This is a genomic window from Phycisphaeraceae bacterium (assembly GCA_019636555.1).
In the GTDB taxonomy this organism is placed as follows: Bacteria; Planctomycetota; Phycisphaerae; order Phycisphaerales; family UBA1924; genus JAFEBO01.
The window spans coordinates 1,754,746-1,770,581 of record JAHBXH010000001.1; the positions used below are offsets into that span (position 1 = coordinate 1,754,746).

The 15,836-nt window shown below is 63.4% G+C and carries 10 protein-coding genes; 6 read left to right on the plus strand and 4 right to left on the minus strand.

Annotation, left to right across the window (positions count from 1 at the left end):
• Positions 1 to 7 precede the first annotated feature (7 nt).
• Positions 8 to 202, minus strand: a complete 195-nt coding sequence (lysW, locus tag KF691_07310) for a lysine biosynthesis protein LysW (protein MBX3389250.1) — start codon at positions 200 to 202, stop codon at positions 8 to 10.
• A 369-nt stretch (positions 203 to 571) separates the two neighbouring features.
• Between lysW and KF691_07315 the strand changes: the two genes are divergently transcribed.
• From KF691_07315 to KF691_07335, 5 genes are all read left to right on the plus strand, one after another.
• Entirely contained in the window at positions 572 to 1,663 is a 1,092-nt protein-coding gene (locus tag KF691_07315; GenBank protein ID MBX3389251.1) for a fructose-specific PTS transporter subunit EIIC, read from the plus strand.
• Positions 1,660 to 1,959, plus strand: a complete 300-nt coding sequence (locus KF691_07320; protein ID MBX3389252.1) for a PTS fructose transporter subunit IIB — start codon at positions 1,660 to 1,662, stop codon at positions 1,957 to 1,959. The genes KF691_07315 and KF691_07320 overlap by 4 nt, the downstream gene beginning before the upstream one ends.
• Before the next feature lie 27 nt (positions 1,960 to 1,986).
• Positions 1,987 to 4,488 carry a phosphoenolpyruvate--protein phosphotransferase gene (gene ptsP, locus KF691_07325; protein MBX3389253.1) on the plus strand — a complete coding sequence of 834 codons (2,502 nt, stop codon included), beginning with the start codon at positions 1,987 to 1,989 and terminating at the stop codon, positions 4,486 to 4,488.
• 249 nt (positions 4,489 to 4,737) lie between these two features.
• The gene (locus KF691_07330; GenBank protein ID MBX3389254.1) at positions 4,738 to 8,949 is read left to right on the plus strand and encodes a chitobiase/beta-hexosaminidase C-terminal domain-containing protein; all 4,212 of its coding nucleotides are present in this window, start codon (positions 4,738 to 4,740) and stop codon (positions 8,947 to 8,949) included.
• Positions 8,946 to 10,142, plus strand: a complete 1,197-nt coding sequence (locus KF691_07335; protein MBX3389255.1) for a HupE/UreJ family protein — start codon at positions 8,946 to 8,948, stop codon at positions 10,140 to 10,142. Before KF691_07330 ends, KF691_07335 begins: the two co-directional genes overlap by 4 nt.
• Positions 10,143 to 10,460: 318 nt before the next feature.
• Here the strand turns inward: KF691_07335 and KF691_07340 are convergent, their stop codons facing one another.
• Complete coding sequence (locus tag KF691_07340; protein MBX3389256.1) at positions 10,461 to 11,891, minus strand: NAD(P)(+) transhydrogenase (Re/Si-specific) subunit beta; 1,431 nt, start codon at positions 11,889 to 11,891, stop codon at positions 10,461 to 10,463.
• 1 nt (position 11,892) lies between these two features.
• Entirely contained in the window at positions 11,893 to 13,485 is a 1,593-nt protein-coding gene (locus tag KF691_07345; GenBank protein ID MBX3389257.1) for a Re/Si-specific NAD(P)(+) transhydrogenase subunit alpha, read from the minus strand.
• A gap of 133 nt (positions 13,486 to 13,618) precedes the next feature.
• Here KF691_07345 and KF691_07350 point away from each other — a divergent pair, with 133 nt between their 5' ends.
• On the plus strand, positions 13,619 to 14,944 hold the full coding sequence (locus KF691_07350) for a hypothetical protein (GenBank protein ID MBX3389258.1): 1,326 nt from the start codon (positions 13,619 to 13,621) through the stop codon (positions 14,942 to 14,944).
• A gap of 3 nt (positions 14,945 to 14,947) precedes the next feature.
• Here the strand turns inward: KF691_07350 and KF691_07355 are convergent, their stop codons facing one another.
• Complete coding sequence (locus KF691_07355) at positions 14,948 to 15,682, minus strand: hypothetical protein (protein ID MBX3389259.1); 735 nt, start codon at positions 15,680 to 15,682, stop codon at positions 14,948 to 14,950.
• Positions 15,683 to 15,836: the final 154 nt, after the last annotated feature.

Here is a 15,836-nt window from a genome sequence, read left to right on the forward strand (position 1 = left end):
GCGGGGATTACTCGCCCCAGTCTTCCTGCACTTCGGGAGCGAGTTCGAGGCGAACGGGGTCGAGGCCGGTCACTTCGAGCTCTGCGTTGCAATCGGGGCAACGAACGACTTCGCCCTGAAGCGGACGGCGCACAAACGGAACGTTGCCTTCGCATTCGGGGCAGTTTGTCGAGGCGGACGCGGTGGTCGGGGAGGCGGACATGCTGAATCTCCTTGAAAAACCGGGGGAAAACTGGGGACAAGAAAAAAGCCGCGGGGTTTGGTTTTCCCGCGGCTGCAAAAGCAGAGCGGGCCGGCAGTCGGCCGGCCCGGATACGTCAGTGGATCGAAGAGATCTCAACCGCGCGAAAGGGCCGCCGACAGGCTTTTTGCCTGTTTCGATTTGCCCAATTTGCTGCTGGTGAGTGTCATGCGCGTTCTATCGGCGAATTTCGGACGGCAATACAAGGCGCGTTTCCCGCCGGGGTCAAGTGCCCAAAGGGGCCAGGACAAGCAACATTCGCGGGCTGGCGTCGGTTGGTTTCGGTAGACTGGGCCACTTTCCAAACCCCGCTGGTGGCTTTCAATCCGCATGATCACCGACTTTTTCAAACAACTCCGTCAGCATCTGCTCACCGGAGTTTCCTACGCCATTCCGTTTGTTGCCTGCGGCGGCATTCTGATTGCCGCGGCGTTGGCGTTCGCGCCTTCCAATCCCGAGTCGCACGCGCCCGATCCGAGCACCGTTCCGGCGCTGATGTTCCTGCTCAAAATCGGAGTGCTCTCGTTCAAGCTGATGCTGCCGATCCTGGCGGCGTACATCGCCTATTCGATCGCGGGAAAGCCGGGCTTGGTGCCGGGGGCGATCGGCGGGTTTTTGTGCAACGACCTGCGCGTGCTCGCGTTTTTCCCGCAGCCGGGAGAGAAGGAGTTGAGCGCCGGATTTCTCGGCGCAATCGTCGCGGGTCTGCTTGCCGGGTATCTCGTCGCGCTGATCAAGAAAGTGCCTACGCATCGGCTGATCAAGCCGGTAATGCCGATTTTGATTATCCCGATCGTGTCGTCGTTGATCGTGAGCGCGACGATGATCTTGCTGCTCGGCCCGCCAATCGTGGACCTTATGGACTGGTTGACGGTTCATTTAAAGGAGATGCAGACAGGAAACGCGATTCTGCTCGCAGCGGTGATCGGTGCGATGATCGCGTTCGACATGGGCGGGCCGGTGAACAAGGTTGCATTCTTCTTTTCGGCAGGTTTGATTGCGAAGGGGAATTTCCTGCCGATGGGGGCGTGCGCGGTCGCGATCTGCACGCCGCCGCTCGGCATGGGGCTTGCAACGCTGCTCTCACGCCGGCTCTGGTCGGAAGAGGAGCGCGATTCGGGCCTCGCGGCGCTCGGCATGGGCACGATCGGGATCACGGAGGGCGCGATCCCGTTTGCTGCGGCAGATCCGCTGCGGGTGATCCCGTGCCTGATGGCGGGTTCGATGGTCGGGGCGGTGATCGCGATGCTCGCTAGAGTGGGGAATCACGCGCCGCACGGCGGGCCGATCGTTCTGCCCGTGATCGACAATCGCATGATGTACGTGGTCGCGATCATCGCGGGGACGGTGACGACGGCGCTGCTCATCAATCTCTTGAAGTCGTTTTCGAAGCGGAAGGGTGCGCCGGAGGAACTGGCATGAAGATCATCGGAGTGACGGCGTGTCCGACGGGGATCGCGCACACCTACATGGCGGCGGAGAATCTCGAGAAGGCGGCGAAGGCCGCGGGCCATCAGATCAAGATGGAAACGCAGGGTGCAATGGGGATCGAGAACGAACTGAGCGCGGCGGACGTACGAAACGCGGATGTCGTGATCTTCGCCGTGGATATCGAGGTCGAAAAGAAGGAGCGATTCGACGGCAAGAAGGTCATCAAGGTCGGGGTCGCGGAGGCGATCAAGAATCCCGGCGCCGTGCTCGCCCGGGCGATCGGATAAGGCGAGCCTGCGCTGCGAGAGAATCCCGTGTCCACGACTTTGAAATTCGCGTGCGACCTCAAACACGGGCTGCACGCCCGGCCGGCGAGCCTGATCGCGCAGATCGCGGAGAAAGCAAAGTCGCGCGTCCTCGTGAAGAAGTCGGGTGTTGCCGAGGCGGATGCGCGCAGCGTCCTCTCGGTGATCGCGCTCGATATCCAGCCGGGAGATGTCTGGGAAATCAGCATCGACGGGGCGGACGCGACAACGGTCTCGTCGGAGATCGACTCGCTGGTGCGCTCGCACTTCGGAGAAAAGGCCGGGGAAGACGGCGAGTTCATCGAGGCGCCCGCGCGGGTTCCCGCGGCACTCCAGCGCATGGGCGTACAGGTTGTTTCGGGCCGACCTGCTTCTCCTGGGATCGGGCGTGGGGCGGTGGTGCGGGTGCGTTCGCGTTCGCTCGAGCAGAGCCTTGCGGACCGGGCGGTCGAGAAACCCGAAGATGAATCGAGGCGATTTCGGCGGGCGATCGAGACCGCGGCGGACGAAGTAGAGAGACGGTTGCGACGAGCCTCGGGCACGAGCGCGGAACTGCTCGCGGCGCACCGCCTGATGCTGAATGACTCGGAATTGAACGCGGCGGTCGAGCAGCGGATCGCCGATGGAACCGGCGCGGAGCGCGCGGTGGCGCAGGCAACGGAAGAGTTTGCGGACCGGCTCAAGGCCGCGAACAGCACGATCATCCGCGAGCGCGCCGCGGACGTGCACGATCTCGCGATCCAGATTCTGAGCGCGATGGGCACCGAGATCGGCGACGAGGTTCCGACGTTGACGGAGCCATCGGTCGTCATCGCGGATTCACTGACGCCCGGGCAGCTTCTCCGGTTCGACGCTTCCAAGCTCGCCGGATTGGTGCTGGGCGAGGTCGGGTTGACATCGCACGTGGTCATTCTCGCGCGATCGATGGGCCTGCCCGCAATCGTCGGTGCACCGAAGCAATTTCTTCGCGCGATGGCGGCGCAGCGCATGCTGGTCGATGGCGCATTCGGGTTCGCTGTTGCCGATCCCGATGAACGCGTGCTCCGGCTCTATGGACTCGACGAACTCGCGAAGAGTCGGCGTGCCGAGTTTCTCGCTTCGTTCGGGACGATGGGCGGAAAAACGCGCGACGGCAAATCGCTCGAAATCGGCGCGAACGCGTCTTCGGCGCAGGATGTCGGGCGCGCGGTCGCGGGAGGGGCGGACGGCATCGGGCTCTTCCGCACCGAATTTCTGTATCTGGGCCGGACCAAGGCGCCGACGGAAGCAGAGCTCTTCGAGACTTTTTTCGGTGCGGCACGCGCGGCGGGCGGAAGGCCGATTGTTTTTCGCACGTTCGACATCGGCGCGGACAAGCCGGCGCCGTTTCTGCACTTGCCTTTCGAGGAGAACCCTTTTCTCGGCGCGAGGGGCGCGCGGCTTTACCGACGGCACGCGACCCTTTTGCGGACACAGCTCAGGGCGATCGTCCGCTCTTCGGAAGTCGCGCCCGGAACCGTGCGGATCATGGCTCCGATGATCACGACGGTCGAGGAAATGAAATGGTTTCAGGCGCAGGTGCGCGCGGTCGAAAAGAATCTCGCGAACGGCGGCTTCACTGCGCCGCCGTTGCAGGTTGGAATGATGATCGAGACGCCCGCGGTGGCGGCATCGGTCGCGAGCTTTGCACCTCACGCGGATTTCTTCAGTCTGGGGACGAACGACCTTTCACAGTACTGGTTTGCCGCGGACCGGGGGAACGGAGAAGTCGCCCCTCTCGCAAATGAACTCGAGCCTTCATTTGTACGGATGCTGCAGCGCGCGGTCAGCGACGCGCACGTTGCAGGGAAGTGGATCGGGATTTGCGGCGAGATGGCGTCGCGTACGGCGAATCTCGCGATTCTGCTCGCGCTCGGGCTGGATGAGATCAGTGTTTCGGGCGTGAGCGGCGCGGAGATGAAGCACCGGCTTGCTGGACTCAGTTCTGACGAATGCAAATCGGCGCTGGATGCGGTGCTTTCGAATCCGCACACTCAGGGCGGCGAGTGGGCAGGAACACTTGGAGCGATGGGATCCCATGTGTCGCCGATCGCGGTCGAACTGATCCAACTCGAGTGCGCGGCGTCAACGAAAGAAGAGGCGATCCGCGAGATGGTCGGGATTCTCTACAGCGGCGGCAGAACGGACCGGCCCGGAGATCTCGAGGAGGATGTCTGGGCGCGCGAGGCGGTGTACTCGACGGGATTGGGATTCGGCTTTGCCGTCCCGCACTGTCGGACGAAGGCTGTTGGCTCGGTTTCGGTCGCGGTCGGGCGGCTGGCGAGGCCGATCGAGTGGGGCTCGAATGATGGGTTGCCGGTGCGACACGTGATGATGCTGGCGGTCCCGGATGGTGCGGATGCCAAGGCGCACCTGCAGGTGCTCGCGAAGCTGGCGCGGAAGCTGGTGCACGAGGAGTTTCGCGGAGCGGTGGAGAGAGTGAGCGATGTCAGGGGAATGGCGGAGTTGTTGAAGAGAGAGTTGGGACTGTGAGCCTGGAAAGGCAATCACATGAGAACGCGGAGAGGAACGAAGATGAAGAATGCGGAATCAGCAACTCCGAGGATTCGCAAAGCGAGTTGGGTTTGCGTACTCCGCGCCGCGGCAAGAAATGCTCTCCCTTCCCCCAACCCCTTCCCTCAGGGAAGGGGCTTCGGAGGTGCACTTGCGGTTGCGTGTGCGCTGACATGTGCCGGCGCCGCCCGCGCGGCGGAGCCTGCGCAGGCGCCGGCGGCACCGGAAGTGGACTTTAAGTCGAAGCCGACGCTGTATGTGGTCGGATATGCGCACCTGGATACGGAGTGGCGCTGGGCGTATCCGCAGACGATCCGCGAGTTCATCGCCGACACGCTCCACAAGAACTTCGATCTCTTCGAGAAGTATCCCGATTACGTGTTCAACTTTTCTGGGTCGCGGCGCTACCAGATGATGAAGGAGTATTACCCGGAAGAGTTCGAGAAACTCAAGGGGTATGTCGCGGCGGGCAAGTGGTTCCCGTGCGGGTCATCCGTCGATGAGAACGACGCCAACGTTCCGTCTGCGGAGTCGTTCGTGCGGCACATCCTGTACGGCAACAGGTTTTTCCGGGGCGAGTTCGGGATCGCAAGCCAGGAATTCATGCTGCCCGATTGCTTCGGGTTTCCCGCGGCGTTGCCGACGCTCCTCAATCACTGCGGGATTCAAGGGTTTTCAACGCAGAAACTGACGTGGGGTTCGCCGGTCGGGATCCCGTTCAAGGTCGGACGCTGGATCGGGCCGGATGACAGCGAGGTGCTCGCGGCACTCGACCCGGGCGCGTACGTCGGTCAGGTGAAAGAAAATCTGGCGAATAGCGCGAGCTGGAAGGCGCGCATCGACAACAACGGCAAGCAATCGGGCGTGTTCGTGGATTACCACTACTACGGTACGGGCGATACCGGCGGCGCGCCGACGCCCGAGTCGGTCGCAATGGTCGAAGAGAGCGTCAAGACCGACGGCGCGATCAAGGTGATCAGCGGGCCGGCAGACTGGATGTTCCGCGCGATCGATGCGCACCCGGAGATGCGCGCAGGTCTCCCGACGTACAAGGGCGAGCTGCTCTTGACCGAGCACTCGGCGGGGTCGATCACATCGCAGGCGTACATGAAGCGGTGGAATCGGAAGAATGAACTGCTGGCAAATGCCGCGGAAACCGCGGCGACCTGGGCGTGGTGGCTGACGGGGGAGAAGTATCCGGCGCAGCGACTCGAAGATGCGTGGACGCTGGTGCTCGGCTCGCAGATGCACGACATTCTGCCCGGGACGAGCCTGCCCAAGGCGTATGAGTACGCGTGGAACGACGAGGTGATCGCGGGGAATCTGTTTTCGCAGGTTCTGACGCACGCGGTAGACACGCTGTCGGCGCAGATGAACACGCACACGCAGGGAACAAGCGTGCTCGTGTACAACCCGCTGGGCTTTGCTCGGGCCGACGCCGTGGATGCGGAAATCTCGTGGAAGAGCGAGTGGCGCGCGGTGCGGGTGATCGGGCCGGATGAGAAGGATGTTCCGGCGCAGGTGGCATCGGTCGAGAACGGCGTGGCGCACATCGTCTTCGCGCCGAATGTGCAGCCGATGAGTCTATCCGTTTTTGATGTGCGGCCGATCGCACGCGAGCCGGGCGGGCAATCGGGCCTGCGCGTTTCGGGGCGGGTGCTCGAGAGCGGATCTCTGAAGGTGACGATCGGAGAGAACGGCGATGTTGTGTCCGTCTTTGACAAGGCGGGAAATCGCGAAGTGCTCGCCGAGCCGATCCGGCTGGCGCTGCTCTATGAGAAGCCGCGCGATTGGCCGGCGTGGAACATGGACTGGGCGGATCGGCAGCAGCCGCCTCGCAGCTTTGTCGGAGATGGAGTCGGCCAGACGCCCGATGCGCCCGCGGACATTTCGATCGCCGAGGACGGGCCGGCACGCGTGGCGATCAGGGTTCGGCGCGAGCACGAGGGATCCGTGTTCACACAATTCGTGCGGCTTGCAGGCGCGGGCGATCGCGTCGAGTTCGAGACGCACATCGACTGGAACACGCGCGAGCGCAGCCTCAAGCAGACGTTCGTTCTGGCGGCATCCAATCCGATCGCGACCTACGACATTCAGGCGGGAGCGATCACGCGCGACAACAACAGCGCGAAACGCTACGAGAATCCCTCGCATCAGTGGTTCGATCTGACCGACACTTCCGGGAAATTCGGGGCTTCGGTCTTGTCGGACAGCAAATACGGATCGGACAAGCCCGATGATCGCACGCTCCGCCTCACGATGTTGTACACGCCGGGCGTGAGGGGCGGGTATCAGGATCAGGGGACGCAGGACATCGGGCGGCACGAGATGCTTTCGGCTCTCTATCCGCACGCGGGAGATTGGTCGAGTGCCGCCACAGTGCAGCAGGCGGCGCGGGTGAATTCGCCTTTGCGGGCATTCCTCGTTCCCAAGCACGACGGAAAGCTGGGCAAGCAGATTACGCTCGGGTCTTGCGATGGCGCCCAGGTTGTTGCACTCAAGAAAGCAGAGGCTTCGGACGAGGTGATCGTGCGCTTGCGCGAGACTCAAGGGCGCCAGGCGGATGCGAGGCTTTCGATTGGAGGCGGCATCGCGAGCGCGAAGCGCGTCGATGGTCAGGAACGAGAAACGGCATCTGCCACTGTGGACGGTGGCGCTCTGAAGGCGGTGCTGACCCCGTTCAGCCTGAAGGCTTTCGCCCTGAAGGTGAATCCCGCCGACAAAGCATCGGTGCCGGCGATTTCCAAGCCGGTGGCTCTCGCGTTCGATACGAGGGTCTCGACGACGAACGCGGATCGCGCCGCCGCTTCGATTGATAATGAAGGCCGGTCGCTCGCGAAAGAGCAATTGCCGCGGTCGGTCGAAGTCGGTGGCGTTTCGATCGCGATTGGCGACGGAACAAATGATGCGGTGACATGCAAGGGGCAGACGGTGGCGCTGCCGTCGAGCGCGGGAGGAACGGTGTATGTGCTTGCCGCGGCACGCGATGTTGATAAGGACGCCGAGTTCCGGGTTGGCGAGCGGACCGTGCCCGCGCGCGTTCAATCGTGGCGCGGGTATGTCGGGCAGTGGGACAACCGGCTCTGGAAGGGTGATGTCCCGGAGATGGCGTTCCAGTGGAAGAACGAGTGGGCGGGGCTCGAACCCGGATATGTGAAACCCGCGCCGATCGCGTGGTTCAGCTCGCACTATCACACGCCGAAGGGCGATGCGCACTATCAGTACTCGTACATCTTCGCGCAGGCGATCGAGGTTCCGAGCGGCGTGCAGTCTCTGACGCTTCCAAACGATGCGGATGTGCTGGTTTTCGGCGCGACGATGGCGGAGGGGCGGAGCGGCGGCGCGACAGCTGCCTGGCCGCTCTTCGACACGCTGAAGGATCACAAGGGCGGCGCGGTGAAGGTCGTTGCTTCGGGGGATCCGAACGACGCGATGACCGTGCGGATTGTGCCGGAGTTGTACTGGCGCGAAGGGGCGATGCGGTACACGACGGACGGGAGCGATCCGACTCCGTCGTCGCGGGTCTATCGCGAACCGATCTGGTTGAGCGCGCCGGCGACCGTGAAGGCGGCGATGCTCGATGACGATGGGAAGTTCGGGCCGGTGAGTTCGCTGGACGTGAAGGTGCATGACACGACGGCGCCGACCCTTGTGAGTGTGGATGCGTGCGCCGGGAGCCGGCGGATCGTGCTGCACTTCAGCGAGCCGGTGAACGAGCGGTACGCGGAGGTGGGGCAGTATTCGGTCGGGGGCGAATCGACCGTTCGCGGCGCGAAGATGACGCGGGACGGATGCGGGATCGAGCTGGAATTGGTTTCGCCGCTCGAGCCGGGGAAGACGTATGTGCTTGAGGCCAATCCTGTGGCGGATCGTGCGCCGGCACGGAATTCGATGGAGTTGAAGCAGGAATTGACCGTGCGCGGGCCTGTGTATTCGCTGGAATCGTTTGCCGCGGGCTCGCCGACGTTGGAGATCAAGGACGTGAAGGGGTTGCCGGTGAAGGGGGCGCAGCCATGGACGATCAACTGCTTCGTGAAGATGGAGAAGCAGCCGGAAAATCGCACGCTGATCGTCGGGTTCGGGCGGACATCGAAGGCCAGCGGCGGAGACGGGAGGTATCTCGCGAAGTTCTCCGGTGGCGAGCACTTCTGGAGCCATCACGGGGACTTGGCGAGCAAGGCGGCGCTCGAAGTCGGCAAGTGGCAGATGCTGACGGCGACGTTCGACGGGAAGACCGTGCGGCTGTACAAGGACGGTGTGCTCGTCGGCGAGAACGAGGGAGAGTTGGCGGATGATGAGAATGTTGTCCGGATTGCGCCGCTCGATCCATGGGAGAAGGAGCGGCGGTTCGAGGGCGAGATCCGCGCGTTCACCATCTGGGATTCGGCGCTCACCGATGATGCGCTGAAGGCGCTGCACGACGAGGCGAAATTGCCGTGAAGTGGCTCGCTCGGGCGCTTGTGATGATCGCGCTCGGACTTGGCGCACGCGTGGCGATCGCGCACCCGGCGGTGCGGTGCGCGGCAGTTCTCAAAGTTGACGAGCAACGGCGGGGCACTCTCACCCTTCATTTCGATGTTCTTTCGTTTGTTTTGAACGAAGAACCTTCGAAAGCCGACGACGCGGCACTCTGGCGACTTGTCGATGGGCCAGACGGAGCGATTCGGGAGTCATTGGAAGAGGCGGCGGGGCGGCTGGCGCGACATGCGTTCGTGCGCGCGGATGGAACGATCGTTCCTGTTCGGATGGCGGCATTTCCGAGCGCAGCGGATTTGGAAAAGTGGAAGGCAGACGTGCGCACGCCGGGCGAGCGACCGCGCTTGCCGTGGCTCGCGGATGCGGTGCTCGCGTTCGACGTGCCGCCCTCGGCAGGGGCGATCGGTGTGCAGTTCCCGGAGGTGCTCGGCGACCTTGTCCTGGCGTTTGAGTCGCCGGGCAGGGAAGCGCAGGCGGTTCCGCTCGCCGCCGGAGTGCGGAGCGAGCCATTCTCGCTGAGAGACACCGGCGGGGAAGAGCCGCGGCACGGCGGCTTTGGCTCCTTTGTTCGCCTCGGCATCGAGCACATCGTTCCCCAAGGGCTCGATCACATGCTGTTCATACTCGGGCTGTTTCTGGCAAGCCCGAGGGTGAAGTCGCTGCTGGTGATGGTCACGATGTTCACGCTGGCGCATTCGGTGACGCTGGCGCTCGCCGCGACCGGGATCGTGGTTGCGCCACCGAGAGTGATTGAGCCGCTGATTGCGTTGTCGATCGCCGCGGTGGCGATTGAGAATATTTGGAGCAAATCGGGAAAGACAGAAGACGGCACCCACCCCCAAACCCCCTCCCTCCGGGAGGGGGCTCCTGAATTGCGACTGCGCGCGATTATCGTGTTTTTGTTCGGGCTTGTGCACGGGCTGGGGTTCGCCTCGGCCTTTAAGGAGATGGAATTGCCGCGGAGCGTGCTCGTGCCGGCGCTCGTGGGGTTCAATGTCGGAGTTGAAGTGGGGCAGTTGATCGTGCTGTGCGCGGCGTTCGCCGTGATCGGCTGGGCGGCGCGGAAGAGTTGGTACCGGAGCGCGGTCGTGATCCCGGCGTCCGCGGCGATCGCGTGCGTCGGGTTGTATTGGGCGGTGACGCGGATGATGGGGTAGCGTCAAAGGCCGGGCTGATACTTCAGTACTTCGCCGGAATCGGAGACTAATACGGTCGCATGGCTGCCGGGCGTGGGTGGGTTTGAGCTGATGTGTACTTGCCACTTCCGCTTCCAGACGTCAACGGAATCCACCGTTGGCGCAGTAAAGCCCTTGCGAGAGGCTTCCTGCAACGCTACTTGAATTGCGTCGTCTTGAGATAGCCGCGCCGTGTTCGCCGTGCATCCCGGTAGACTCAGGGCGATGACGACAGGAATTGCAAAGCGGAAATACTGGTCACTACGAGGCATTTGAGTTCACATCTGTCGTCCGGGAGCATTACTGCGTGAGGGCATTTCGCAGGCCTTCGACCGTCTTTTTCGCATCGCCGAAGAGCAGCAGCGTGTTGGGCCTGAAGAACAGCGGATTATCGATGCCCGCATAGCCGCTCGCCATGCCGCGCTTCATGACGATGACGGTCCCGGCCTTCCAGACCTCGATGACCGGCATCCCTGCGATCGGGCTGTTCGGATCTTCATACGCGCTCGGATTCACGATGTCGTTCGCGCCGATCACGAGCACGAGATCGGTTTCGGGCATGTCGTCGTTGATCTCGTCCATCTCGAGCACGATGTCGTACGGGATGTCCGCCTCGGCGAGAAGCACGTTCATGTGTCCGGGCAATCGGCCCGCGACGGGGTGGATCGCGAAGCGAACTTTGATGTCCCGCGACTGGAGCGAGCGAACGACTTCCGCGAGCGCGTGTTGCGCCTGTGCGACCGCGAGCCCATAGCCGGGGACGATGACGACCGATTTGGCGCGCTGAAGCTGGTCCGCGGCGCCCGCAGTATCGATCGAGCGGACTTCGCCCTGCGGCGCCGCCGGAGCACCTGATCCGCTTCCTTCGCCGGTTCCGAAGCCGCCGAGAATCACGCTGACAAGCGAGCGGTTCATGCCGCGGCACATGATCAAACTCAGTATCGCGCCGCTGCTGCCGACGAGCGCGCCGGTGATGATGAGCAGGTCGTTGCTGAGCATGAAGCCGGCCGCGGCGGCCGCCCAGCCGGAGTAACTGTTCAGCATCGAGACGACCACCGGCATGTCCGCGCCGCCGATCGCCATGACCGAGTGCGCGCCGAGCACGCCCGTCACGAAGATCGCGATGATCAGCGGCCAGATGCCGGCGTGGGATTCGTGTCCGGTGGCGTTGCCCGATTCGCGATAGAACCAGACTCCCAGGCCGACGGTGATCACCACCATCATCAGATTGATGAGGTGACGTGCCGGGAGAATGAGCGGCTTGCCCGAGATGCTCCCCTGCAACTTTGCGAACGCAATGACCGAGCCGGTGAAGGTGACCGAGCCGATGCAGACGCCGATGAAAATCTCGGCGAGGTGGATCTTGAACTCCGCGTCGCTCATGAGCGCGTGCCGGCCGAGATAGGTCGCGAGGCCGACGAGCACTGCCGCGGCGCCGACGAAGCTGTGCAGGATCGCGACAAGCTGCGGCATCGAGGTCATCTGAACACGTCGCGCAAGCACGCCGCCGACGATCGCGCCGGGAACAAGCGCCGCCATCAGCAGGCCATACCCGCCGAAATCGGGGCGTACGGCGGTCGAGAGGAGCGCGATGACCATGCCAAGGATGCCAAGCGCGTTGCCGCGCCGCGCCGATTCCTGCTTCGAAAGGCCCGCGAGACTCAGGATAAAGAGCACGCTGGAGGCGATGTAGCCGAGATTCGAGAGACTTTCGCGCATTTCGCCGCTCATGTCAGGAGTTCCTCCTGAACATCGCGAGCATGCGCTGCGTGACGAGGAATCCGCCCGCGACGTTGATGGTCGCGATGAGGATCGCGATGGCGCCGAGGATCGCCGCGGCGGTGAAGACGGGGCCATCGGCCGGGCCGGAAAGCTGAAGCATCCCGCCGATCAGGATAATGCCGCTGATCGCGTTGGTGACGCTCATCAGAGGAGTGTGCAGCGCGGGCTTGACGTTCCAGATGACCTGCCAGCCGACAAAGCACGCGAGCACAAATACCGTGAAGTGGCTCAGGAACGAGGCGGGCGCGACGCGGGCGATCCCGACGCACACGACTGCTCCGAGGATCAGCCAGACCCAGACTGACGAGACCGACGGTGCCGCGGCGATCGCGCCTTGCGAAGCCGCTTCGGCCCTCGCCGTGTTCGCGGCAACACCGGGCTCCGGCGGCGGTGCGGGCGTGGGGCTTGGTAGCGGCGGGGGAGGCCATGTCACACGTCCTTCATGCGTCACCATCGCACCACGCACGACCGGATCGCTCTCTTCGATGCGGATCACGCCTTCGTGCCACACTTCCTCGAGAAGCGCCGCGACCGTCGCACCGTACAACTGACTCGAAAGGCTCGCGACGCGGCTGGGCAGATCGGTGTAACCGACGATCGTCACGCCCTTGTGCGTGACAACTTCTCCGGGGCGCGTCATCGCGCAGTTGCCGCCTTGTTCGGCGGCGAGATCGACGATGACCGATCCCGGCTTCATGCTCTCAACCATGCCGGCCGTGATCAGCTTTGGTGCCGGTTTCCCGGGGATGAGCGCCGTTGTGATAATGACATCGACCTCCATGGCCTGAGTGGCGAAGAGCGCCATCTCGGCCTTGAGGAATGAGTCACTCATTTCCTTGGCGTAACCGCCTTTGCCTTCGGCTTCTTCCTGGACGTGGAGTTCGAGGTACTCGGCCCCCATGCTCTTCACCTGGTCGCGCGTCGCGGCACGCGGATCGAACGCGCGGACGATCGCGCCGAGCGAGCGCGCCGCGCCGATCGCGGCGAGTCCCGCGACGCCCGCGCCGATCACAAGCACTTTCGCCGGATCGATCTTCCCCGCCGCGGTCATCTGACCCGTGAAGAAGCGAGGAAAGTGCTGCGCCGCTTCGATGACGGAGCGGTATCCGGCGATGTTCGCCATCGCGGAAAGGGCATCCATTTTCTGCGCGCGCGTGATCCGCGGCACGCAGTCCATCGCGAGCGCCGTCACGCGCTTCGCCGCGAGCTTGTCGAGCAGGTCGCGGTTCTGCGCTGGCCAGACAAAGCTGATGAGCAGAGTGCCCGGCGCGATCAGCTCCGTTTCGTCGATCCCGTGCGGGCCGCCTGTCTGCGGCGGCCGAACCTTGAGCACGACGCCGGCGCCGGCCCAGAGCGCCTTTGCGTCATCAACGATCGTCGCGCCCGCTTCTTGATACGCGCTGTCGCTGATATCGGTGTTCTGCCCGGCCCCGGCCTGCACGGTGACTTCAAAGCCCACTTTGCACAGCCGCATCACGGTCTGCGGCGTCGCCGCGACTCGCTTCTCGCCGGCGTGGATTTCCTTGGGGATCGCGATGCGCATCGGTTCTCTTCGATCGGACAGAGCGGAGCCGCGAGTCTAGCGAATCCCCTCGGCGGCACGCCGATTGGACGTTGAACCGCAAAAATGTTCTACTACTGCTCACGCCCGGCGTCGTTCGGGCCTGGAGTTCACCGTGGGTCAATACACCGGGCTACTCGGTATCTGCGTGATGATCCTTCTCGCTTTCGCGCTCTCGACCAACCGCTCGAAGGTGCCGTGGAAGTTTGTCTTCATCGGCGTCATTGTCGAGATCCTCGTTGCCGGGGCGATCCTGCGCCTTCCCGGAATCCGCGATTTCTTCGAAGGCATGGGGTGGTTTGTCAACCGCGTGATCGACATGTCGCAGGCGGGCACCGACTTCGTCTTTGGTTCGGCTCTCAGGGACAAATCCAAACCCTGGGGTTTCATCTTCGCGGTTCAGGTCCTGCCGATCGTCATCTTCTTCTCTTCGCTGATGAGCGTGCTTTACTACCTCGGAGTGATGCAGCGCATCGTCGCGGTGCTCGCGTGGTGCCTGCGCAAAACGCTGCGCGTCACCGGCGCCGAGGCAACCTGCATGGCCGCCAACATGTTCATCGGCCAGACCGAAGCCCCGCTCACCATCCGCCCTCTTATCCCGCGCATGACCCGCGCGCAGCTCATGCTCGTCATGCTCGGCGGCTTTGCGCACATCGCCGGCTCCGTGCTCGGCGCATACGTCCTCATGCTCGGGGGCGACAACGAACACAGCCGCGTTCTCTTCGCGAAACACTTGATCGCCGCCAGCGTGATGAGCGCTCCCTCCGCGTTCGTCATGGCACGCATCATCGTCCCCGAAGTCGAGACTCCACCCCCCGAAGATGCGCGCAGCCTCCACGCCGCGGCGGACGAGGATCACGCGAACGTGTTCGATGCCGCGGCGGGCGGCGCGACCACCGGAATGAAACTCGCCGCGAACATCGCCGCGATGTTGATCGGCTTCATCTCGCTCCTGGCGCTCATCAACTGGCCGATCCACGCCATCGGCGAAATCTCGTCCGTCAAGGCGTGGCTCGCGACGCAGGGGATTTCCGAACTGTCGCTGCAGGTGATTCTCGGCCGGCTCTTCGCGCCGCTGGCGTGGACGATGGGCATCGAATGGAAAGATGCGCCGCTCATTGGCTCGCTGCTCGGCGAAAAACTCATCCTCACCGAGTTTGTGGCTTACCTGCATCTCGCCGATGCGCTCCATCCCGGGTTGGATGTCGATACCGGGGGCGAAATTGTCGCAAAACTCTCGCCCCGCTCGGCGCAGATCGCCGCCTACGCCCTCTGCGGCTTTGCCAACTTCGCCTCGATCGCGATCCAGATCGGCGGACTCTCCGTGCTCGCGCCGAGCAGGCGCAAGGAATTTGCACGTCTTGCGCTCCGCGCTATGGTCGGCGGCGCGCTCGCGACCCAAATGACCGCGAGCGTCGCCGGTCTCTTTATCGCGGCCTGAAGACTACGGCTTCGGCACGTTGCCCAACCACCTGACACTTCCCGTCGCGATATCAACCACGGCCAGAGCCACTTCCACTTCTCCTTTGGAAACCTTTTCTCGAATCTCCGGGCTCGTGACATACAGCTCGTGCAGCGTTTGTCGGATGTTTTCCTCTGTCACGGCCGCTTCGAGCGCATCGCCGGCTAGCTCCGGGTGCTCGGCTCGGACCCGGCGCACGGCCGGTCCGATGCTCGCGAGGAACGAGTCGATATTGGGGGACACGTTCTTGCCTGCGCATGCTGCCTGAACTGCACCGCATTTGGTGTGTCCCATCACGACCAGCAGAGGCACCTTGAGCGCCAGCAGCGAATACTCCACGCTTCCGGTCTCGTGCTGTGCGGTCACATTTCCCGCGACCCGCACGACAAACACCTCTCCAAATCCGCGATCGAACACGCGCTCTACCGGCACGCGCGAGTCCGAGCACGTCAGGATCGTCACAAACGGCCGCTGCCCCTGTTCCGCGGCAATCCGGATCGTTTCCGCGTCTGTCGCCGGTGCTTCCGCCTGTCCTTCAAGAAAACGCTTGTTTCCTTCCTTCAGGAGTGCCAATGCCTTTTGGCCGCCCGAAGGCTCGCCTACAAGCTTCGCCGCGACCGACGCGTCTGGTGCCCGGGTGTGGGTGCAACCCACGGCAAAGGCCACCATTCCAGCCGCGGCGACGCCGACCAGCCCTGACACAAATCGATTCCTCATTTCTAAGCCCCTTTGAAGGATGAAAAGCCGGAGCAGGTTACCGAAACGAGGCGCTTCCCGCTCCGGCCGGCAAGAGCTCACCCCGGCGCAACAAGTGCCTGATAACAACAAATCGTCTGAACCGTTTCCAAACGTGGTGGGCGGGAGCGCCAAT